The 21,238-nt window shown below is 72.6% G+C and carries 22 protein-coding genes; 10 read left to right on the top strand and 12 right to left on the bottom strand.

Annotated features, from left to right (window positions below; translation table 11 throughout):
- Positions 1–86 precede the first annotated feature (86 nt).
- Entirely contained in the window at positions 87–578 is a 492-nt protein-coding gene (locus ACYVDO_RS00960) for a MarR family winged helix-turn-helix transcriptional regulator (protein WP_460932111.1), read from the bottom strand.
- Between the two features lie 129 nt (positions 579–707).
- On the opposite strand from ACYVDO_RS00960, the gene ACYVDO_RS00955 reads away from it, so the two are divergent.
- Genes ACYVDO_RS00955 through qcrB form a run of 4 tightly spaced genes read left to right on the top strand, consistent with a single transcriptional unit; the run spans position 708 to position 5,222 of the window.
- Complete coding sequence (locus ACYVDO_RS00955; RefSeq protein ID WP_460932109.1) at positions 708–1,172, top strand: hypothetical protein; 465 nt, start codon at positions 708–710, stop codon at positions 1,170–1,172.
- Positions 1,172–1,855, top strand: coding sequence for a gluconate 2-dehydrogenase subunit 3 family protein (locus ACYVDO_RS00950; protein WP_460932107.1), 684 nt, complete (start codon positions 1,172–1,174; stop codon positions 1,853–1,855). Before ACYVDO_RS00955 ends, ACYVDO_RS00950 begins: the two co-directional genes overlap by 1 nt.
- Positions 1,852–3,510 carry a GMC family oxidoreductase gene (locus ACYVDO_RS00945; protein ID WP_460932105.1) on the top strand — a complete coding sequence of 553 codons (1,659 nt, stop codon included), beginning with the start codon at positions 1,852–1,854 and terminating at the stop codon, positions 3,508–3,510. The genes ACYVDO_RS00950 and ACYVDO_RS00945 overlap by 4 nt, the downstream gene beginning before the upstream one ends.
- Complete coding sequence (qcrB, locus tag ACYVDO_RS00940) at positions 3,507–5,222, top strand: cytochrome bc1 complex cytochrome b subunit (protein WP_460932103.1); 1,716 nt, start codon at positions 3,507–3,509, stop codon at positions 5,220–5,222. Before ACYVDO_RS00945 ends, qcrB begins: the two co-directional genes overlap by 4 nt.
- 86 nt (positions 5,223–5,308) lie before the next feature.
- On the opposite strand, the gene ACYVDO_RS00935 is transcribed toward qcrB, so the two are convergent.
- The 3 genes from ACYVDO_RS00935 to ACYVDO_RS00925 form a co-directional block, all read right to left on the bottom strand.
- Positions 5,309–6,490 carry an acyl-CoA dehydrogenase family protein gene (locus ACYVDO_RS00935; RefSeq protein ID WP_460932101.1) on the bottom strand — a complete coding sequence of 394 codons (1,182 nt, stop codon included), beginning with the start codon at positions 6,488–6,490 and terminating at the stop codon, positions 5,309–5,311.
- A gap of 112 nt (positions 6,491–6,602) precedes the next feature.
- A complete protein-coding gene (locus tag ACYVDO_RS00930; protein WP_460932099.1) occupies positions 6,603–7,667 on the bottom strand; it encodes an LLM class F420-dependent oxidoreductase in 1,065 nt (354 codons plus the stop codon).
- An 85-nt stretch (positions 7,668–7,752) separates the two neighbouring features.
- Entirely contained in the window at positions 7,753–8,343 is a 591-nt protein-coding gene (locus ACYVDO_RS00925) for an acyltransferase (protein WP_460932663.1), read from the bottom strand.
- Between the two features lie 62 nt (positions 8,344–8,405).
- Between ACYVDO_RS00925 and ACYVDO_RS00920 the strand changes: the two genes are divergently transcribed.
- On the top strand, positions 8,406–8,864 hold the full coding sequence (locus ACYVDO_RS00920) for a CoA-binding protein (RefSeq protein WP_460932097.1): 459 nt from the start codon (positions 8,406–8,408) through the stop codon (positions 8,862–8,864).
- Between the two features lie 43 nt (positions 8,865–8,907).
- Here ACYVDO_RS00920 and purE read toward each other — a convergent pair whose 3' ends face one another.
- Together purE and ACYVDO_RS00910 are read right to left on the bottom strand one after the other, a co-directional pair.
- Entirely contained in the window at positions 8,908–9,435 is a 528-nt protein-coding gene (purE, locus tag ACYVDO_RS00915) for a 5-(carboxyamino)imidazole ribonucleotide mutase (RefSeq protein ID WP_460932095.1), read from the bottom strand.
- The gene (locus ACYVDO_RS00910) at positions 9,432–10,643 is read right to left on the bottom strand and encodes a 5-(carboxyamino)imidazole ribonucleotide synthase (RefSeq protein WP_460932093.1); all 1,212 of its coding nucleotides are present in this window, start codon (positions 10,641–10,643) and stop codon (positions 9,432–9,434) included. The genes purE and ACYVDO_RS00910 overlap by 4 nt, the downstream gene beginning before the upstream one ends.
- Before the next feature lie 146 nt (positions 10,644–10,789).
- On the opposite strand from ACYVDO_RS00910, the gene ACYVDO_RS00905 reads away from it, so the two are divergent.
- Positions 10,790–11,269, top strand: a complete 480-nt coding sequence (locus ACYVDO_RS00905) for a GtrA family protein (protein ID WP_460932091.1) — start codon at positions 10,790–10,792, stop codon at positions 11,267–11,269.
- Between the two features lie 248 nt (positions 11,270–11,517).
- Here the strand turns inward: ACYVDO_RS00905 and ACYVDO_RS00900 are convergent, their stop codons facing one another.
- From ACYVDO_RS00900 to ACYVDO_RS00880, 5 genes are read right to left on the bottom strand one after another with little or no spacing between them, the layout of a single operon-like run.
- Positions 11,518–12,546: a sensor histidine kinase gene (locus ACYVDO_RS00900; RefSeq protein WP_460932089.1), complete on the bottom strand. Its 1,029-nt coding sequence runs from the start codon at positions 12,544–12,546 to the stop codon at positions 11,518–11,520.
- Between the two features lie 9 nt (positions 12,547–12,555).
- Complete coding sequence (locus tag ACYVDO_RS00895) at positions 12,556–13,230, bottom strand: response regulator transcription factor (protein WP_460932087.1); 675 nt, start codon at positions 13,228–13,230, stop codon at positions 12,556–12,558.
- Between the two features lie 30 nt (positions 13,231–13,260).
- On the bottom strand, positions 13,261–14,052 hold the full coding sequence (locus ACYVDO_RS00890; protein WP_460932085.1) for an enoyl-CoA hydratase/isomerase family protein: 792 nt from the start codon (positions 14,050–14,052) through the stop codon (positions 13,261–13,263).
- A complete protein-coding gene (locus ACYVDO_RS00885) occupies positions 14,049–15,164 on the bottom strand; it encodes an adenylate/guanylate cyclase domain-containing protein (protein ID WP_460932083.1) in 1,116 nt (371 codons plus the stop codon). The genes ACYVDO_RS00890 and ACYVDO_RS00885 overlap by 4 nt, the downstream gene beginning before the upstream one ends.
- 9 nt (positions 15,165–15,173) lie before the next feature.
- Positions 15,174–15,956, bottom strand: a complete 783-nt coding sequence (locus ACYVDO_RS00880) for a biotin--[acetyl-CoA-carboxylase] ligase (RefSeq protein WP_460932081.1) — start codon at positions 15,954–15,956, stop codon at positions 15,174–15,176.
- A 24-nt stretch (positions 15,957–15,980) separates the two neighbouring features.
- On the opposite strand from ACYVDO_RS00880, the gene ACYVDO_RS00875 reads away from it, so the two are divergent.
- The 3 genes from ACYVDO_RS00875 to ACYVDO_RS00865 all read left to right on the top strand — a co-directional run bounded on the left by ACYVDO_RS00875 (position 15,981) and on the right by ACYVDO_RS00865 (position 18,725).
- A complete protein-coding gene (locus ACYVDO_RS00875; protein ID WP_460932079.1) occupies positions 15,981–17,624 on the top strand; it encodes an acyl-CoA carboxylase subunit beta in 1,644 nt (547 codons plus the stop codon).
- A complete protein-coding gene (locus tag ACYVDO_RS00870; protein WP_460932077.1) occupies positions 17,621–17,893 on the top strand; it encodes an acyl-CoA carboxylase subunit epsilon in 273 nt (90 codons plus the stop codon). The genes ACYVDO_RS00875 and ACYVDO_RS00870 overlap by 4 nt, the downstream gene beginning before the upstream one ends.
- Positions 17,894–18,239: 346 nt before the next feature.
- A complete protein-coding gene (locus tag ACYVDO_RS00865; RefSeq protein ID WP_460932075.1) occupies positions 18,240–18,725 on the top strand; it encodes a C40 family peptidase in 486 nt (161 codons plus the stop codon).
- Positions 18,726–18,731: 6 nt separating this feature from the next.
- Here the strand turns inward: ACYVDO_RS00865 and ACYVDO_RS00860 are convergent, their stop codons facing one another.
- Entirely contained in the window at positions 18,732–19,418 is a 687-nt protein-coding gene (locus ACYVDO_RS00860) for an MOSC domain-containing protein (RefSeq protein WP_460932073.1), read from the bottom strand.
- An 85-nt stretch (positions 19,419–19,503) separates the two neighbouring features.
- Here ACYVDO_RS00860 and ACYVDO_RS00855 point away from each other — a divergent pair, with 85 nt between their 5' ends.
- The gene (locus ACYVDO_RS00855) at positions 19,504–21,207 is read left to right on the top strand and encodes a DUF885 domain-containing protein (protein WP_460932071.1); all 1,704 of its coding nucleotides are present in this window, start codon (positions 19,504–19,506) and stop codon (positions 21,205–21,207) included.
- Positions 21,208–21,238 lie beyond the last annotated feature (31 nt).

The raw sequence follows: 21,238 nt of genomic DNA, 5'->3' as shown, positions 1-21,238 counted from the left end.
GCCCGGGCCGGTCCGAACCGGGCCCGACTGGGCCGGGCCCGCTGAACGGGACCGCGGTGACCACGTCCCGCCGTCCCGTCCGGCACTCAGGTGGGCAACCCCAGCAGGTAGCCCTCCTCGCCCCGGGGCGGCTCCCCCGCCGCTTCGGCGAACGCCTCGAGGGCGCCGGCCAGCGACCGCCGACGAGCGTCCGACATGTTGGCCATCACGGCCAGGATGGACGCCCTCCGGTACGCCATGACGCGCTCCACGACGGCCCTGCCCTCCGGGGTCAGCTCCAGGGCGAGGTACCGCCGGTCGTCGGGGTTGTCGGTCCGCTCGAGCAGCCCTGCCACCACCAGTCGTTCCACGGTCCGGGTCGCGTTCGAGGGGTGCACCCCCAGCGCCGACGCCACCTCCCCCAGGTTCATCCGCCCGCGCGCCGCAGCCACCACCAGCACGCGCAGCTGCGTCACGGACACGAGGTCCTCGACCTCGGCGACCGACTCCGCTACCACCGCCATGAGGACCCGCGCGGCCCGCATGACCGCGTCCGCCTGCTGGTCCGGGTCGTCGACGCGTGCGCGGGGCGGGGTCATGGCCCGAGTATGCCAGTGGTTGCGAGCGCTCAACCATTGCGGTTGCTCAACGATCGCGCCCGTGTCATGGTGAAAAGCAGTTGCAACAACGCAATCGTTGCAGATCGCATCCTGCCACGAGGAGTCGCCATGCGAGCACCGTCCCACCGCCCCACTGCCGGGACCGTCCACGGAATCGACCGGTGGCTGCACGAGGTGCAGCACGGGCGTTTCGAGCGCGCCCTGTCCGCCCTGACGGCCGCCGGTGCCGTCGTCACGGCCGCGGAGATCTACTTCGAGCACGACAAGGCGAGCTTCGGGAACCCCTGGATGTGGTCCCCCGTGGCCCTCGGCCCGGTCGGGGCGGCTGCCGGCATCGCCGGGGTCCTCAGCCGGCGCGCGGCCAAGACCGCGCTGCCCATCGCGTCCGCCGCCATCGTGGCGAACGGCCTGCAGGGGACCTACCTGCACGCCCGCGGCGTCGCCCAGAAGCCGGGTGGGTGGCGCAACTGGCGCTACAACGTCGAGATGGGCCCGCCACTCATGGCCCCCCTGCTGGTCACCCTCGTGGGGGGCATGGGACTCCTCGCCGCAGTGCTGCGGAGAGAGGACTGATGGGCGGGCGCGACGAGGGCGCCCGAGGGCCGCGCGACCGGGGCCTGCGCCTGCCACTCGCCGCCGAGCACGGCGGTGGACGCTACCCGGGCTTCGACACGCTCGCGCAGGCACCGCACTGGGACGCGGCCACCACGGGCGTCGTGGCGCCTCGGGTGGGGATCCCACCCACCCTGCGGTTCTTCACCCCCCGCGAGGAGGGAGTGGCCTGTGCGCTCACCGACCAGCTGCTGGGGCAACGACGCGACCCGCGGGTCCCGGTGGTCGCCATGATCGACGAGCGGCTGGCCGAGGGCCAGGGCGACGGCTGGCACTACGCCGACATGCCGGAGGACGGCAAGGCTTGGCGGCAGAGCCTGCACGGCCTCGACCTCGACGCCGACGACGCCTTCGACACCGGCTTCGCGGAGCTCGGCTGGGACGACCAGGAGGCGACCCTGCGGGCGGTGCAGCACGCCACCGGCACCTGGCGCGGGCTGCCGGCCGGGTCGGTGTGGAGCCTGTGGACCCGCTACTCCGTGACCGCGTTCTACTCCCACCCGTGGGCATGGGACGAGATCGGGTTCGGCGGCCCGGCCTACCCGCGCGGGTACAAGCACCTCGGCGTGGGCGCCCTCGAGCCGTGGGAGGTCGCCGACGCCCGTCCCGGCCTCGACCCCGTCGACCGTGGGAGCGGGCGATGAAGGGACTGTCGACGCGCGCTGTCCGCGACCGCAACGAGTCCGCCTGGCTCGTGCCGGCGGACGGCCGGGACGTCAACCACCGGCTGCGGGCCGACATGCGGACCTTCGACGACGAGGACGAGGTCGACCTCCTCGTGGTCGGCTGCGGCGCAGGCGGCGCCACGCTGACGCAGCGGCTGGCCCGCAGGGGGTGGCGCGTGGTGGCGATGGACGCCGGGCCGTTCTGGGACCCCGAGCGCGACTGGGTCAGCGACGAGGCCGGCTCGCACCACCTGTACTGGAACGAGCCGAGGGTGATCTCCGGGGACGACCCGGTCCCCCTGGGCTCCAACAACTCCGGACGCGGCGTCGGCGGCTCGATGGTGCACTACGCCGGCTACACGCCCCGGTTCCACCCTAGCGACTTCCAGACCCTGACCCGGGACGGCGTCGGGGCCGACTGGCCGATCTCGTACCAGGACCTGCGCCCGTACTACGCGGACATCGAGGCCGAGCTGCCGGTCGCCGGGCAGGACTGGCCCTGGGGCGACCCGCACGGGTACCCCCACTCGGCGCACCCGGTGAGTGGCAACGGTGAGGTCTTCCAGCGCGGTGCCGAGGCGCTCGGCATACCCATTCGGGTCGGGCCGGTGGCGATCGCCAACGGCCGCTTCGGGCACCGCGCCCACTGCATCTACCGCGGCTTCTGCCTCCAGGGGTGCAAGGTGAACGCCAAGGCCTCGCCCCTCATCACCCATGTCCCCGACGCGCTCGCGCACGGCGCCGAGGTCCGCGCGGACTCCATGGTCACCGCGGTCGCGGTCGACGAGCGCACCGGCCGCGCCACCGGCGTGCACTACGTCCGGCGGGGACGGCAGCGCTTCCAGCGGGCGCGGGTCGTCGCGGTGGCCGGGTACTCCATCGAGACCCCGCGACTGCTGCTCAACTCCGCGTCCTCCCGCTTCCCCGACGGCCTGTGCAACGACTTCGACCAGGTCGGGCGCTACCTCATGGTGCAGGGCGCGCCGCAGACCGCGGGCCGCTTCGAGGACGAGATCCGGATGTGGAAGGGGCCGCCTCCGGAGGTCAGCACGGAGGAGTTCTACGAGACCGACCCGGCCAAGCCCTACCGGCGCGGGTTCTCCATCCAGACGGTCTCGCCGCTGCCCATCACCTGGGCCGAGCACGTCGCGGCGCAGGGGCACTTCGGCGACGACCTGCGGCGGTACCTCAGCGACTACCCGCACTGGGCCTGCCTGGGCGCACTGTGCGAGTTCCTCCCCCGCCCGGACAACCGGGTCACCCTCGCCGAGGAGAAGGACCGGCACGGGTTGCCGGTGGCGCACTTCTCCTACTCGCAGGGCGACAACGACCGCCTGCTCATGAAGGCGGCGCGCGAGGTGATGGAGTCGATCCTGCGCGCCGCCGGGGCCGACGAGGTCATCACGATCGACCGGTACGCGCACCTGGTCGGTGGTGCGCGGATGGCCGCCGACGAGGAGCACGGCGTGGTGGACGCGGCCTGCCGGACCTTCGCCGTGCCGAACCTCTACATCACCGACGGCAGCGTGCTGCCGACGCAGGGCAGCGCCAACCCGGCGCTCACCATCATGAGCGTGGCGGCGCGTGCCGCGGACCTGCTCGCGGCCGGCGCCCGTTCGGGGACGCCGTCATGAGCGCGGTCGGCGGCGTCGCCGGCTGGCTGGACGACCGCACGGGGGCTGCGAAGCCGGTGGGCCACCTGATGCGCAAGGTCTTCCCCGACCACTGGTCGTTCATGCTCGGCGAGATGGCGCTGTACTCGCTGGTCGTGCTCCTGGTGACGGGGACGTTCCTGACGGTCTGGTTCGTGCCCAGTGACGCACGGGTCGTCTACCACGGGTCCTACGTGCCGCTGGACGGGCTCACCGTCAGCGAGGCGTACCGCTCCACCGTCGACATGTCCTTCGACGTCCGCGGCGGGCTGCTCATCCGGCAGACCCACCACTGGGCCGCCCTCATGTTCGTCGTGTCCATCACCGTCCACATGATGCGGGTGTTCTTCACCGGCGCGTTCCGCAAGCCGCGTGAGCTGAACTGGGTGATCGGCCTGACCTTGTGGCTGCTCGCGCTCGTCGAGGGCTTCGCCGGCTACTCGCTCCCGGACGACCTGTTGTCGGGGACGGGCCTGCGCATCGCCGACGGGCTGATGCTGTCGATCCCCGTGATCGGCTCCTGGCTGGCCTTCGCCGTCTTCAACGGCCCCTTCCCCGGCGAGGACTTCATCCCGCGCCTGTACGCCGCGCACATCCTGCTCATCCCCGCGATCCTGGTCGGGCTGGCCCTGGCGCACGTGCTCATCGTCTTCGTACAGAAGCACACGCAGCTGCCCGGCCCGGGACGTACCAACCGCAACGTGGTCGGCTACCCGCTGATGCCGGTGTATGCCGCGAAGGCCGGCGGCTTCTTCTTCATCGTCTTCGGCGTCTGCGCCCTCATGGGCGGGCTCGTCACCATCAACCCGATCTGGATGTTCGGCCCCTACGACCCGACGGCCGCGTCCGCGGGGTCGCAGCCCGACTGGTACATGGGCTTCGCCGAGGGGGCGCTGCGGCTCATGCCCTCCTGGGAGTTCCAGGCGTTCGGCCACACGCTGAGCCTCAACGTGCTCCTACCGGGGGTGCTGCTCATCCCGACGCTCTACGTCGTCGCCGTGGCCTACCCGTTCCTGGAGCGGTGGGCGACGCACGCCGGTCCGCAGGAGCACCACCTCCTGGACCGGCCGAGGAACGCCGCCACCCGCACCGCGATCGGCGCGGGCGCCCTGACGTTCTACCTCTGCCTGTTCCTCGCCGGCGGCAACGACATCATCGCGATCAAGCTCCACCTGTCCATCGAGGCCATCACCTGGACCCTGCGGGTCGCCGTGTTCCTCGCCCCACCGGCCGTCGCCTGGGTCGCCTACCGCATCTGCCTGGGCCTGCAGCGTCGCGACCGGGGCGAGGTCGTCCACGGGGCCGAGACCGGCAGGCTCGTCCGGACGGCGGGCGGTGGCTTCTTCGAGCAGCACGAGCCACTCTCGGCGTACGAGCGCTGGGCCGCGATCTCGCACGAGCAGCCGCAGGTGGTCCTCGACGGTCACAGCGACGGCCGCGCCGTCGGGCCGTCCGTCACCGTGGGCTACCGCGCCCGAGCGGCGGCCGGCTCCCCCGTCGACGGCCACGACCTGCTCGACGGCCAGCCCGGGTGGACGGGCAGGCTGCGCCGCAGGGCCACCCGGCTGTACTTCTCGGACCAGGTGGCCCAGCCCGTACCGGCGGACCAGGAGGAGGCCTTCGAGCACTCGGCCCAGGAGCACGCCGTCCTGGCGCACGAACACGTCGGCGGCCCCAGCGACGGACGGCGCTGACACCTCCGGTGCGCTGGTCACCTCGTGGCCTGCCACCAGGGTGGCAGGCCACGGGGCGGGCGGCCAGCGGGCGGGCGGCCAGCGGGTCAGTAGGCCGAGCGCCCCCGGGCCAGCAGCTGGCGGGCCATCACGACGCGCTGGATCTGGTTGGTCCCCTCGTAGATCTGGGTGATCTTGGCGTCGCGCATCATCCGCTCGAGGGGGAAGTCGCGGACGTACCCCGCGCCCCCGAGCAGCTGGACCGCGTCCGTCGTGACCTCCATGGCGACGTCCGAGGCGTAGCACTTGGCGGCGGCGCCGAAGAAGGTGAGGTCCTGGTCGCTGCGCTCGGACCTGGCAGCCGCGGCATACACCATCTGGCGGGCTGCCTCGACCTTCATGGCCATGTCCGCGAGCATGAACTGCAGGCCCTGGAACTCGGCGAGGTGCTTGCCGAACTGCTTGCGCTCCTTGACGTACGCGACGGCGTGGTCGAGGGCACCCTGGGCGATGCCGACGGCCTGCGCGCCGATGGTGACGCGGGTGTGGTCGAGGGTCTCGAGCGCGATCTTGAGGCCGGCGCCGACCTCGCCCACGACCCGGTCGCCCGGGAGGCGGACGTTGTCGAGGTGCAGCTCGCGGGTGGGGCTGCCCTTGATGCCGAGCTTGCGCTCCTTCTCCCCGAAGGTGAACCCCTCGTCGGACTTCTCCACGACGAAGGCCGTGACGTTGGCCCCGCGCCGGCCCTCGGGGTCGGTGACCGCGAGCACGGTGTAGTAGTCGGAGACGCCGGCGTTGGTGATCCACGACTTCTGCCCGCTCAGGACCCACCCGTCACCGTCCTGGCGCGCGCGCGTCCGCATCGCCGCCGTGTCGGAGCCGGCCTCGCGCTCTGACAGTCCGTAGGAGAACGTCGAGCGGCCCTCGGCCACGGGCGGGAGGTACCGCTGCTTGACGTCCTCGCTCGCCGCGAGGATGAGCGGCATGGTGCCGAGCTTGTTGACGGCCGGGATCAGCGACGCGGACGCGTCGACCCGGGCGACCTCCTCGATGACGATGCAGGTCGCGAGCGCGTCGGCGCCGACGCCGCCGTACTCCTCGGCGATGTGCGGGGCGAAGAAGTCGCTCGCGACCAAGGCGTCGTGCGCCTCCTGCGGGTAGCGCGCCTCCTCGTCGACTGCGGCGGCGTAGGGCGCGATCTTGTCCTCGGCCACGGCGCGCACGGCCTCGCGCAGCGCCTCGTGGTCCTCGGAGATCCGGAAGAGGTCGAAGTTCGGGTTCCCACTCACAGTCGCTCAGGTTACCCGCTGGTATGCCGAGTCGGCACCGCTCCCCGCTGTGGTTCCCGCCACGCCCACCGGCCCGGGCGGCCCCGGCGGACCGGGCCGGTGGGCCTGCGGCTCAGAGCTCCTGCCGCAGGTGCCACAGGTGTCCGTGCTCCTCGTGGTCGAGCAGCTCGGGCATGACGTCGCGCTCGAACATCGCGATCCCGGTGGTGTCGTACGCAGCCTCGTAAAAGTAGCTGATGAGGTACCGCAAGCCGAGGCCCTCGAGCTCGCGCAGCCGCTCGACGAGCTGCTCGGCGGTCCCGACGCCGGGAGACCGGCGCAGCTCGCCCAGCCGGCGCTCGCGCTGGGCGTCCGGGACACCGGCGCCCTTCATGTGGTCGTCGAGCCAGGCCAGCCGGTCCTCTATCTCCCGCTCGTCGGCACCGATGACGATGTCGAGGTTGGTGGTGCGGGTGATCTCGGAGAAGTCCCGGCCGACCTCGTCGCACCGCCGGCGCAGCACCTCGGACTTGTGCTGGAAGTCCTCCGGCACCCCGGAGCCGAAGTTGGTGTAGTCGGCATACTGCGCGGCGATCCGCAGCGTCACCTTCTCGCCGCCGCCCGCGACCCACATCGGGATGTTGTTGGCCTTCGAGCCCGGCTGGGCCGTGCCCTGCAGGGGCAGCGGGCGGCACAGCGCGCCGTCGGTCGTCCAGTGCTTGCCGGCGAAGGTGGACGTCCCCTCGGTCCACATCTGGCGGAAGATCTGCACGCCCTCGTCGAGCCGGGCGAGCCGCTCACCCGCACCCGGGAACCCGTAGCCGTAGGCCTTCCACTCGTGCTCGTACCAGCCGGCGCCGATGCCCATCTCGAGCCGGCCCTCGGACACGACGTCGACGGTCGCCGCGACCTTCGCCAGGTAGGCCGGGTTCCGGTAGCTCATGCACGTGCACATCTGCCCGAGCCGCACCCGGCCGGTCACGCCGGCGAAGGCGGCCATCAGCGTCCACGCCTCGTGGGTGGCCTCCTCGCTGGGGACCGGCACGGTGTGGAAGTGGTCGTAGACCCAGATGGACGCCCAGTCCTCGTTGGCGTCGGCCCGGCGCGCCAGCCCGGCCATCACGCCCCAGTGCTGGCTCGGCTCGATCCCGACGAGGTCCATCTTCCAGCCCTGCGGGATGAACAGTCCGAACTTCATGGTGCTCCTCGGGGAGAGTTCTTGGGTGCGCCCCTCACCCTAGGACTGCACGGGGCCCCGCGCTGACCGACCCGTCGCTGCGGCCCTATGGGGCGCCATGGAGGCGGAGGACACCGTCATCCTCGACATAGGACTCCCCGGTTGTCGGACAGGTCCAGCGCCCCTGGTCGCCTCCCTCCAGGGGCACGCCGGCCCGTCCCACCCAGCGGATCCGACGTGCGGGGACCCCGGCCACGAGAGCGAAGTCGGGGACGTCATGGGTGACCACCGATCCCGCTGCCACCAGGGCCCAGCGGCCGATGGTCACCGGGGCGACGCACACCGATCGCGCGCCGATCGAGGCACCCTCACGACACACCACGCCCACGGCATCCCAGTCGTCCCCCGTCTTCAGCGACCCGTCGGGGTTGACGGCCCGGGGGAAGTAGTCGTTGGTGAACACCACGGCTGGTCCGACGAAGACACCGTCCTCGAGGACCGCGGGCTCGTACACGAGGGCGTGGTTCTGGAGCTTGCAGCGGTCTCCGATCCGCACCCCTGGACCTACGTAGGCGCCGCGACCGACGATGCAGTCGGCGCCCACCTCCGCCTCCTCACGCACCTGGGCGAGGTGCCAGACCAGGGTGTTCTCACCGATGCGGGCGCTGTCGGCGACGTCTGCCGAGTCGTGGATCATCGTCACGCCACGATGGTAGGCGGGGGGCTGCTTGCGACGGGGGCGAACCGTGTGATGCTGGAATGGTGAGCCTGAAGCACCAGAACGACCCCGACCTCATCCGTGAGCTCCTCATCGACCCCGGCACCTGGGCCGTCGTGGGGCTCTCGCCGAACCGCGACCGCCCGGCGTACGACGTGGCTCGCTGGCTCAAGATGGAGCTCGGCAAGGGCTTGGTCGCCGTGCACCCCGCGGCGCAGGAGGTCCACGACTCGCCCGCCTACGCCTCGCTCGGCGACATCCCCGACGGCACGGACCTCAAGGTGGTCGACTGCTTCGTGAACTCCGACCACGTGGGTGCGGTCGTCGACGAGGCCATCGCGCACCGGGAGCGGTTGCAGATCGACGCCGTGTGGATGCAGCTCGACGTGGTGGACGAGGCTGCCGCACGTCGTGCCCGACACGCCGGGCTGTCGGTGGTCATGGACACCTGCCCCCGCATCGAGTGGCGGACCGTGCGCTCGGCCGGGATGGCCCGCTGACGGCGGCCCCATGAGGCCCGGTGGGCTGGGGTGGCAGCACCCCTCAGCGGGCGGTGCGCTGCCGCAGGGCGGTCCCCTTGGCGTGGGCGGCGTCGCGCAGCGACGCCTGGAAGGCGGTCATCCGCTCGCGCAGCCCCTCGGCATACGCACCCTCGCCGGCGGCCAGCACCCGCACGGCGAGCAGACCGGCGTTGCGGGCCCCGCCGATCGAGACGGTGGCGACGGGCACGCCCGCGGGCATCTGGACGATCGACAGCAGCGAGTCCATGCCGTCGAGGTGCTTGAGCGGCACCGGCACGCCGATGACCGGCAGCGGCGTGATGGCGGCGAGCATCCCGGGCAGGTGGGCGGCTCCCCCGGCCCCGGCGATGACGAGGCGCAGTCCACGCCCGGCGGCCTGCTGCCCGTAGGCGATCATCTCGTCGGGCATGCGGTGCGCGGAGACGACGTCGGCCTCGTAGGGCACGCCGAACTCCTCGAGCGCCAGCGCCGCCTGCTCCATGACCGGCCAGTCGCTGTCGCTGCCCATGACGAGGCCGACGAGCGGCCGGGTGGCGGTGGCGTCGCTCATTCGGTGACCACTCCCGTGAGGTAGTCGGCGGCGTGCTGGGCGCGCTCGCGCAGGTCGGCGAGGTCGGTGCCGCTGACGTTGACGTGACCGATCTTGCGACCGGGCCGGACGGACTTGCCGTAGAGGTGCACCTTGAGCCCGGGGTCGCGGGCCATGACGTGCCGGTATGCCGGGTAGAGCTCGGGGTACTCGCCGCCGAGCACGTTGGCCATCACGGTCCACGACGCCCGAGGCGCCGGCGAGCCGAGCGGGAGGTCGAGCACGGCCCGCAGGTGCTGCTCGAACTGCCCGGTCACCGCGCCGTCCATCGACCAGTGGCCGGAGTTGTGCGGGCGCATGGCCAGCTCGTTGACGACGTACTCGGGTGTGCCGGTCTCGGGGTCGCGCACCTCGAACATCTCCACGGCGAAGACCCCGGTGACGCCGAGGTCCTCCGCGATGCGCAGCGCCGCCTCCGTCGCCACCGCCGCCAGGTGCGGGTCGAGGTCGGGCGCCGGGGCGAGCACCTCGGTGCAGATCCCGTCGGTCTGGACCGTCTCGACGACCGGCCACGCAGCGGCCTGGTCGGACGGGCTGCGGGCGACCAGGACGGCGAGCTCGCGCACGAAGTCGACCTTCTCCTCCAGCAGCAGGCCGTCGCGCATCGGTCCGCTGCCCTGCGCGGCGTCGGTCTCGGCCTGCGCCAGCCAGTCGGCCAGCTCCCCGGTGGAGCCGACGACGCGCACGCCCTTGCCGTCGTACCCGCCCCGGGGTGTCTTGGCGACGATCGGCCAGCCGACCTGCTCGGCGAACGTCTCGACGTCGGAGACGGTCCGGGCCTGCGCCCACGCCGGGCAGGCGACGTCGATCTCGGTCAGCCGGTGACGCATCGCCAGCTTGTCCTGGGCGAAGACGAGGGCGGCGGGGCTGGGGTGCAGGGGGACGCCGCGCTCCTCCAGCGCCTCGAGGACCTCCGGCGGCACGTGCTCGTGGTCGAAGGTGACCACGTCGCACCCCTCGGCGAAGGCGAGCACCGCGTCGACGTCGGTGTGCGACCCCACCGGGGCGGACGGGATCACCTGCGCGGCGGCCGCATCCGGCGCCTCGGCGAGGACCGACAGGGAGACGGCGAGCTCGGCGGCCGGTCCCGCACACATGCGCGCGAGCTGGCCGCCACCGATGACGCCGACCACGGGGAAGCCGCCGGGGGCGCGCTGGGGGGAGGTCACGCGGCGAGGATATCGAGGCGGCCGGACCGGGTGGTCTCGCGCCTCCCACGTGGACCGGTCCTGCGCCGACCGGCGGCACCCGGGCCCACCGGCGGCTCCTGCGCCGACCGGCGGCCGGGCACAGGTCGCACCGGTACCCTGCTGCGGTGGCCCACACCCCTGTCCTCGACCGCGCACGCGGTGCCATCGGGGTGCTCTACCGCGAGATGATCAAGTTCGGCGTCGTGGGTGCCGTCTCGTTCGTCGTCGACGTGGGCCTCATGAACGTGCTGCGGCACACCGTCATGGAGGACAAGCCGACCGGCGCCAAGGTCGTCTCGGCCTCGGTCGCCACCGCGGTGGCGTGGATCGGCAACCGGACCTGGACCTTCCGCCACCGCCGCAACCGGCCGGCGCACCACGAGGCCGGCCTGTTCTTCCTCACCAACGGCGTCGCCCTGCTCATCGGCGCCGGCTGCATCGCCCTGTCCCACTACGGGTTCGGCCTGAAGTCGCTGGCCGCGGACAACGTCGCGAACGTCATCGGCATCGCCCTGGGGACGCTGTTCCGGTTCTGGGCCTACCGGCAGTTCGTCTTCCGCCGCGAGCCGCTCGTCGACACCTCCCCCCTCGCCGACCACCGCTGAGTGGACGGGCCCCGCGCCTCTCGGGCCGCCCCTCAGGCCGGGCTGGCGGTCACGCCGGGCACCCCTTCCCGGCAAAACGGCAGTTGCTGACGTGAAACGGCAGTTCTGGAGTGCCGTCTCATGCCCGCAACTGCCGTTTTGCAGGGACGACCCGCCGGGAGGGACGGATGCCGGGAGGCACGTCTGCCGGGGCGCACGTGTGCCCGGGCAGCCGCCGGTCTGGACGCCGCGGCTGAGCAGGGGTGCCGTCAGGCGGCGTCGGACTCGCTGAGGAAGAGCGCGAAGATCGCGGGCTGGGCCTGGATCAGCTCGAGCCGGCCACCGTTGGACTCCGCGAGGTCGCGGGCGAGTGCCAGCCCCAGGCCGGTGCCCGTCGTGGTGACCGACCGCTCGAAGATGTGCGGCGCGATCGTCGAGGGCACGCCCTCGCCCTGGTCGCTGACCTCGACCACCACCGACGGGCCGCTCCGCCGGGCATGGACGTCCACGGTGCCCCGACCGTGGGCGAGCGCGTTCTCCAGCAGGGTCGACAGCACCTGGGACAGGTCGACCGGCTTGGCCTGGACGACGAGCCCGCGCTCGCCGTGGACGTGCACGCTGCGCCGGGCCTGCTCGAAGGCCGGCTGCCACTCGCGCTGCAGCGCCGCGATGACCGAGTCGAGCGACACGGTGGCCTTCGGCTCGTCACCGCCACGTCGGGTCCGAGCCATGAGGTCGTCGACCACCCGGGTCAGCCGCTCCACCTGGGCGATGGCGATGTTCGCCTCCTCCTGCACGACCTCGAGGTCGTCGGTCACCGAGATCTCCTCGAGCCGCATGAGCAGCGCGGTCAGCGGGGTCCGCAGCTGGTGCGAGGCGTCGGCCGCGAAGTCGCGCTCGGAGGCCAGCGACTTGGTGAGCCGCTGGGCGCTGCGGGAGAGCACCTGCGACACCTGGTCGAGCTCGGCGATGCCCGAGTGCAGCGGCTGGATCCGCGACTCACCCGCCCCGAGCCGCTCGGCCCGGTCCGCCAGGGCGCGCATCGGCTGGGAGAGGTGGTGCGCCTGGCGGATGGCGACGAGGACCCCGGCGGCGAGCGCGAGGACCGCCAGGGCGAGGACGACCCCCGCCAGTCGCATCGAGGTCTGCGACGGGGTGCCCTCGGCCAGCCAGCGGCCGACGACGCCCCGGCCCTCCCCGACAGTGGCGTTCCAGATCGCGAAACCGACCGGGGCCATCGTGATGACGATCGCGAGCCCGACGGCGAGGACGGTCGAGCGGATCAGCTGGTGGCGCATGGGGCGGGGTCAGACGTCGTCGCGCTCGAACCTGAACCCGACACCGCGCACGGTGGCGATGTAGCGCGGCTGCGCGGCGTCGTCGCCGAGCTTGCGGCGCAGCACGGAGATGTGCATGTCGAGGGTCTTGGTCGACCCGAACCACGCGGTCTCCCAGATCTCCCGCATGAGCTGCTCGCGCGAGACGACCTTGCCCTGCTCGCGGACGAGCACCCGCAGCAGGTCGAACTCCTTGGCGGTGAGCTGCAGCTCCTCGTCCTTGAACCAGGCGCGCCGGCCCTCGGGGTCGATGCGCACCAGCTCGTTCGCGCTCGGGGCGTCCGCCGGGTTGCGGCGCATGAGCGCCCGCACGCGCGCCAGCAGCTCGGCCAGCCGGAACGGCTTGGTCACGTAGTCGTCGGCGCCGGCGTCGAGGCCGACCACCGTGTCCACCTCGTCGGCCCGGGCCGTGAGGATGAGCACCGGGACGGTGCGGCCCTCGGCGCGGATCCGGCGGCAGACCTCGAGGCCGTCGACGTACGGGAGGCCCAGGTCGAGGACGACGAGGTCGGGGTTGTCCGCGGAGGCCTCGAGCGCTGCCCGTCCGTCGGCGCGCACGTCGACGTCGTAGCCCTCCCGGCGCAGCGCGCGGGCGAGCGGCTCGGAGATGGCGGGGTCGTCCTCAGCGAGGAGCACTCGGGTCATGGGGGTGATCGTAGGCAAAGCGACGCGTCTTCAGCGACCGGGCCACTGCGGTCGGCGTTTCTCGTTGAACGCGGCCACTCCTTCGGCCCGGTCGCCGGAGAAGGCAGTGGCGGCCCACAGGTCGTCCTCGATCCGCAGTCCGGCGTCCAGGTCGGTGTCGAAACCGCGCCGCATGGCCGCCTTGGCGTTGCGCACCCCGACGGGCGAGTTGCCGGCGACCACGGTCGCGAGCTCGAGGGCGCGGTCCCGGGCCGTGCCCGCGGGGACGACCTCGTCCACGGCCCCGAGCTCGTGCGCCTGGCGGGCGGTGAAGCGCTCGGCCGTGAAGACCATCCGCGCGGCCCGGCTCCAGCCCACCCGCCGGGTGAGGAGCTGCGTACCCCCGCCGCCGGGGATGACCCCGACCGACACCTCCGGCAGGCCGACGACCGCCTCCTCGCCGCACACGACCAGGTCGCAGGACAGCGCGATCTCGAAGCCGCCGCCCAGGGCGTACCCGTCGACCGCCGCCACCACCGGGACGGGCAGGTCGAGGACGCCCCGGTATGCCGCCTGCGCCAGCGGGCGCTGGGCGCGCAGCTGCTCGTCGGTGAAGGAGTTGCGCTCCTTGAGGTCGGCCCCGACGCAGAACGCCCTCGGGTGGGTCGAGCTGACGACGACGGCCCGCACCGAGCGGTCGCCGGCGACCTCGCGGGTGGCGCGGCCGAGGGCGTGCGCCATCTCGGTGGAGACGGCGTTCATCGCCTCGGGTCGGTCGAGCACGAGCTCGGCGACGTGCCCGTCCTCCCCGTGCCGCTCGATCCGCACCAGCTCGCTCGTCATGGGGTCGTTCCTCTCGTGGGGGAGCTCAGGTCGAGGTCGGCCAGGACCGACGCGCGCCCGCCAGCCGCCCGGCGCAGGGCGCTGGGCGTGACCGGGCCGATCCCGCGCAGGACGCGGCGGCGCTGAGCCGTGGTCTCGAAGCCGGACAGGCTGGCCAGCGCCCGCGCCAAGGCGTCGTCGACGAGGACGCCGCCGCCGGGGGTCACGCTCGTGAGCCGGCTGGCCCGGTTGACGGTGGTGCCGAAGACGTCCCCGAGGCGCGAGAGCACCGGCCCGAAGGCCATCCCCACCCGCACGTCCGGCAGCAGCTCGTCCTCGCCCATGAGGTCGACGAGGTCGAGCGCGATGGCCGCGGCCGGGGAGGGCTCGATGTGCACGAAGAGCACTTCGTCGCCGACAGTCTTGATCACTCGTCCCCCGTGCGCGGTGACGACGTCCGTGGCCAGGGCCTCGAACCGCTGCACCATCACCGCCAGCTGCCGCTCGGTCATCCGGCGCACCAGCGAGGTGAAGTTGACGAGGTCGGCGAACCCCACGACCCGCACCACCCCCTCGGACGACGACTGCGGGTCCGCGTCGGCGAGCATGCGCGAGATCGCGGCGGTGAGGTGGCGCCGCCACGCGTAGACGAGCAGCGGCTCGAGCTCGTCGGCCATGTCGACGAGCTTGAGCGCCGACGCGCGGGCGGCCGCGAGGTCGGGCACGGCGCGGGCGTCCGCCTCGTCGAGAGCGGCCTCGGTGTCAGGGGCGGCGAGCGCCTCGGCCATGAGCTGGGTCTGCCAGACCGCGAGCCGGTCGGCGGTGCGCGCGAAGGCGCGGGTCATGGCCAGCGCGGTCGCCTCGTCGAGCTCCTGGTCGCGCACGAGGCGGGCGACCGCCTTGAGCGCCATGAGGTCGGCCTCGGTGAACATGGCGTCCTCGTCCTCCACGATGGGGAACCCGAGGGCGTGCCAGAACTTGCGTGCCGACAGCAGGGACACCTCGGCCCCACGGCTGACGTCGCGCCGGCCCATCGTCGCCGGTCGGCCCAGCAGCCGGGCCTCGAGGTCGTCGGGGCTGAGCCCCGCCAGGTCCTCGGGCCGCACGATGCGGTGTCGACCGGCGTCCGTCACGCCGCCACCCTAGCCAGCGGCGGACCGCACGTGGACCACGTCTCCGGCCGCCACGGCATACTCCCCCGACGGACCGCGCACGACGAGGCGGCCCTCGGCGTCCACCCCGGCCGCCCGCACCCGCCGCACGTCACCGCCCGAGACGTGCACCTCGACGTCGCGGTCGATGGTCACGCAGGCGCTCCGGTAGGCCGCGTGCACCTGGGTGCGCTGCTGCGGACCGCCGCGCAGCAGGCCGTACCAGTGGTCGAGGCGGGTGAGGACGGCGACGACGAGGTCCTCGCGGCGCACGTCCTCGGCGCCCGCGAGGCGCAACGAGGTGGCGGTCTCCACGGGCAGCTCCTCGCGGGACTGGTCCACGTTGACGCCCAGCCCCACGACGACACCGGTCGGCTGCAGCTCGCAGAGGATGCCGCAGACCTTGCGCTCACCGTCCGCGGGCAGGAGGACGTCGTTGGGCCACTTGAGCGCGGCCTCGAGGCCGGTCACCTCGGCCACGGCGTCCCGGACGGTCAGGCCGGCGACGAGCGGCATCCACCCCCGGTCCGTCTCCGGTGCCGGCAGCAGGACGGACATCGTCACGGAAGTGCGGGCCGGCGTCTCCCAGGTGCGCCCCAGCCGTCCGCGCCCGGCCTGCTGGTGGTCCGTCAGGACGACGTGGAAGGGGCGGGCGAGCCGCGCCGCCTCGGCGTTCGTCGAGCCGAGCGCCGGGTGCACGTCGACCCCGGTCCACGGCCTCCCGGACGTGACCAACGCCTCGTGCAATGCCTCACTGTCGAGCGGTCCGCGCATGAGGGCAAGGCTAGGCTCGCCGCCATGGCCTCGACCACCGATCCCCTCGACAGCTTCACCACGACGGGCGGCACGGACGTCCCGGACGACATCGACATCCACTCCACGGCCGGCAAGCTCAAGGACCTCAAGCGCAGGGTCGCCGAGGTCGCGCACGCCGGGTCGCAGCGGGCGGTCGAGAAGCAGCACGCGCGGGGCAAGAAGACGGCGCGCGAGCGGCTCGACATGCTGCTCGACGAGGGGTCGTTCGTCGAGATGGACAAGTACGCGCGGCACCGCTCGACCGCGTTCGGGCAGGACCAGGACCGGCCGTACGGCGACGGCGTCGTCACCGGCTACGGCACGGTCGACGGGCGCACGGTCGCGGTGTTCGCGCAGGACTTCACGGTGTTCGGCGGGTCCCTCGGCGAGGTCTTCGGCGAGAAGATCTGCAAGGTCATGGACTTCGCGATGAAGGTCGGTTGCCCCGTCATCGGGCTCAACGACTCCGGCGGCGCGCGCATCCAGGAGGGCGTGGTCAGCCTCGGGCTCTACGGCGAGATCTTCCGCCGCAACGTGCACGCCTCCGGGGTCATCCCGCAGATCTCGCTCGTCATGGGCCCGTGCGCCGGCGGCGCGGTCTACTCCCCCGCCGTCACCGACTTCACCGTGATGGTCGACCAGACCTCGCACATGTTCATCACCGGTCCCGAGGTCATCAAGACGGTCACGGGTGAGGACGTGTCGTTCGAGGACCTCGGCGGCGCGAAGGCCCACAACACCCGCTCCGGTGTGGCGCACTACATGGGCAGTGACGAGCAGGACGCCATCGACTATGTCAAGGCGCTCATCTCCTACCTGCCCAGCAACAACCTCGAGGACCCACCCGCCTTCGAGGAGGAGGCCGACCTCACCGTCACCGACCACGACCTTGAGCTCGACACCCTCATCCCCGACAGCGCCAACCAGCCGTACGACATGAAGACGGTCATCGACCACGTGCTCGACGACGGCGAGTTCCTCGAGGTGCACCCGCTGTTCGCGCCGAACATCGTCTGCGGGTTCGGGCGCGTCGAGGGCCGCTCCGTGGGGGTGGTGGCCAACCAGCCGATGCAGTTCGCCGGCACCCTCGACATCGACGCCTCCGAGAAGGCCGCCCGGTTCGTGCGGACCTGCGACGCGTTCAACATCCCGGTGCTCACCTTCGTCGACGTCCCCGGCTTCCTGCCGGGCACCGACCAGGAGTGGGACGGCATCATCCGCCGTGGCGCCAAGCTCATCTACGCGTATGCCGAGGCGACCGTCCCGCTCGTCACGGTCATCACCCGCAAGGCCTACGGCGGCGCGTACGACGTCATGGGCTCCAAGCACCTCGGTGCCGACATCAACCTCGCCTGGCCCACCGCGCAGATCGCGGTGATGGGCGCCCAGGGCGCGGTCAACATCCTCTACCGCCGCCAGCTCGCAGCCGCGGCCGAGGCCGGGGAGAACGTCGACGAGGTGCGCCAGCGGTTCATCACCGAGTACGAAGACACCCTGGCCAACCCCTACGTCGCGGCCGAGCGCGGGTACGTCGACACGGTGATCACGCCGAGCAACACCCGGCTGAACGTCATCAAGGCGCTGCGGGCGCTGCGCACCAAGCGCGAGACGCTGCCGCCCAAGAAGCACGGGAACATCCCGCTGTGAGCCGCCAGGAGGGCGACGACCCGGGGCAGGACGGCACCGCGGGGACGTGCGACCCGACCACGGACCGGCCGCCGCTGCGGCTGGTGCGGGGCGACGCGACCCCGGAGGAGGTCGCCGCCCTGCTCGCGGTGCTGTCCGCGGCCGCTGGTGCCGACGACCCGGCGCCGGCGCCGCGGCCGGTGTCGCAGTGGGCCTCGCGCGAGCGTGCGGTGCGCCGCCCTGCGGCCCCCGGACCGGGCGCCTGGCGGGCGTCCGGCTGGCCCCGGTAGGCCACCCGCCCCCCCACCTGCACTAGTCCCAACGCCCCCGCGGCCGCCTGGGCCGTTCGGCCGGTATCCGCCGCGAGGTTAGGTCCTCACCGGACCCCGACCTACCGTGGAAGCCAGTCCCCACCAGCCAGGGTGGGGCGGTCCGCCCGGTCGCCGAGCCCCGACACCCGTGCGGATGGCAAGAGATTCTTGCCGAGAGTGTCGGGGACGGAGAACCCAGCAGGGCGGGAGCGGTACGAGCGCTTCCTCGGGGTGAAGCCGCTGGCAGCAGCCACGGCCGGGCAGTTCGGTAGCCCGAACCCGACAGGTCACTCTTCGCAGGCGGTCCGAAGATTGGCCACCCTCCATGTCCCTGCCCAGCTCCCTTCGCCGTGCCCTGCCCACCTCCTGGGCGCCCTACCTGTTCGCCCTCCTCCTCGGTCTCGGGCTCGTCGTCAGCCCCGCCGCCACCCCGAAGGCGCACGCCGCGGTCTCGCTCGGGACCGTCTCCTCCGCCGCCCGTGTCGCCGCCGCCCAGGTCGGAGTCCCGTACCGGTACGGAGGCACCAGCCCGCGCACCGGGTTCGACTGCTCGGGCCTGACGCTCTACGCCTACGCCCGCGCCGGCAAGCTGCTGCCCCGGACGGCCCAGCAGCAGTATGCCGCCGCCACCCGGATCAGCCGCAGCAGCGCCCGGCCGGGTGACCTCGTGTTCTTCCACAGCGGGCGGACGATCTACCACGTGGCCGTGTACGCCGGTGCCGGCTACATCTGGCACGCACCGAAGCCGGGCAAGCGGGTCGCCAAGGTGCGGCTGTGGACGAGCGCGGTCACCTACGGCCGCGTCCGCTGACCCGCCTCAGGCGTCGAGCTCGACGCCCGCCGGGGTGCGCCGCTCGACCATGTCGCGCAGCTCGGCGGCCTCGGTCTCGACGAGGCAGCCCGAGTCCAGGACCCGCCGGGCCGCGTCGAGGTCGCCCATGAAGGCCCGGAACGTCACCGGCACCGTGATGTCGTGCTCGGGCCGCGAGCTCACCACGACCGGGTCACCGCTGCGGATCGTGCCGGGCACCACCACCGAGAGGTAGGCACCGGTGCGGCCCCGCGCGGCGAACCGCTTGGCCCAGCCCCGCTCACCCATGCGCGCGGTGAACGTGGCGCAGGGGATCCGGGGCCCGCAGACCTCGAGCACGACCTCCTCGCCGACGGCCCAGACCTCGCCCACGAGGGCCCCGTCGACGTCGAGGCCGGTCGTGGTGAGGTTCTCGCCGAACATGCCGTTCGGCAGGTCCCGCCCCAGCTCCGCAGCCCACCAGTCCAGCTCCTCGCGGGCGAAGGCGTAGACGGCCTGGCTGTCCCCGCCGTGGTGCCTGGTGTCGCCGAGGAAGTCCCCGACCAGGCCGCTGCCGAGGCCACCGTGCTTGGGGCCGGGGGCCCGCACCCGGGCCGCGTCGACCGGTGCCTTGCCGATGCCGGTGACCCCGACGTTCTTCGCGGTGCTGGGCTCGGGCGCGCCGAGGTTGAGGGACAGGACCGAGGCGCTCATGCCGCCACCCTACGAGCCGAGCGCGGCGGAATCGCCCGGTTATTGCCGATGCCTCCCCCTGACGGCTGGTATACGTTCCCGACTTGTGACGACCGACACCACTCCACGCCCTCCGACCGACATCGACCGCATCGCCGACGAGTACCTGGCGGCCGAGGTGGCCCTCAGCCCGATCACCGCGACGTACCTCGGCATCCCGGGTCACGAGGAGGAGCTGGACGACTTCTCGCCGGCCGGCCACCAGGCGCACGCCGACCTGCGCCGCGAGACCCTGTCCCGCCTGGAGGCGGCGGCGCCCGTCGACGACATCGACCGGGTCACGCTCGCCGCCATGCGCGAGCGGCTCGGGCTGGCCGAGGAGACGCACGCCGCGGGCCTGGACGAGATGGCGCTCAACGTCATCGCCTCTCCCCTGCAGGAGATCCGCGGCTGCTTCGACCTCATGGCGACGGCCACGGACGAGGACTGGGGGGTGCTGAGCCGGCGGATGACGAAGATCCCCGCCGCGCTGGAGCAGTGGAAGGAGAGCCTGCTCGCCGCCGCCGACAAGGGGAACGTGGCGCCGCGCCGCCAGGTCGAGGCCTGCATCCAGCAGTGCGCCGACCTGACTGCCGACGACGGCTACTTCGCGACGCTCGTCGCGGGGGCGCGGCTGTCGGGCGGTGACGACGACGGCGACCTCTCGGAGGGGGCCACCACGGCACTCACCGAGGCGACGCGGGCGGCGTCCGCGGCCTACGGGGAGCTCGGCACCTGGCTGCGCGAGAACCTGCTCGACCGGGCGCCGGAGGCGGACGCGTGCGGGCGCGAGCGCTACCAGCTGCTGTCGCGCTCGTTCCTCGGGGCCACGGTCGACCTCGAGGAGACCTACCGCTGGGGGCAGGAGGAGGTCGCCCGCATCACCGCCCAGATGGAGCAGGTGGCCGAGCAGATCAAGCCCGGCGCCACCGTCAAGGAGGCCATCGCCGCGCTCGACGCCGACCCGGCCTACCAGCTGCACGGCACCGACGCGCTCAAGGCGTGGATGCAGGAGCGCGCCGACGAGGTGATCGCCAACCTCGCCGACACGCACTTCGACATCCCCGACCCGGTCCGCACGATCGATTGCCTCATCGCCCCGACCCAGACGGGCGGCATCTACTACACCGGGCCGTCGGAGGACTTCTCCCGGCCGGGCCGCATGTGGTGGTCGGTGCCCAAGGGCGTCACCGAGTTCGGCACCTGGAAGGAGCTCACGACCGTCTACCACGAGGGCGTCCCGGGCCACCACCTCCAGGTCGCCCAGACGGTGTTCCGCTCCGAGCTGCTCAACTCCTGGCGGCGGATGGCCGCGTGGACCTCCGGGCACGGCGAGGGCTGGGCGCTGTATGCCGAGCGGCTCATGGACGAGCTCGGGTACATGGACGACCCCGGCAACCTGATGGGCCTGCTCGACAGCCAGTCGCTGCGCGCGGCCCGGGTCGTCATCGACATCGGCGTGCACTGCGGGTTCGAGGCGCCGCAGGAGGTCGGTGGCGGAGAGTGGACCTACGACAAGGCGTGGCAGTACCTCACCGCGCACGCCAACCAGGGCGAGGCGTGGCTGCGGTTCGAGCTCGACCGCTACCTCGGCTGGCCGGGCCAGGCGCCCTCGTACAAGATCGGCGAGCGGCTCTGGATGCAGCTGCGCGACCAGGTCCGCGAGCGCGAGGGCGAGGCGTTCTCGCTCAAGGACTTCCACCGCCGCGCGCTCGACATCGGGGGCGTCGGCCTCGACACCCTGCGGGAGGCCGTGCTCGGCGAGCTGTGAGGCCACGGCGGTCAAGGCCGGTCGAGCCCCT

The organism is Phycicoccus ginsengisoli (assembly GCF_054779295.1).
The sequence above is the reverse complement of the archived record's forward strand: the minus strand, read 5'-3'. Positions and strand labels throughout refer to the sequence as shown.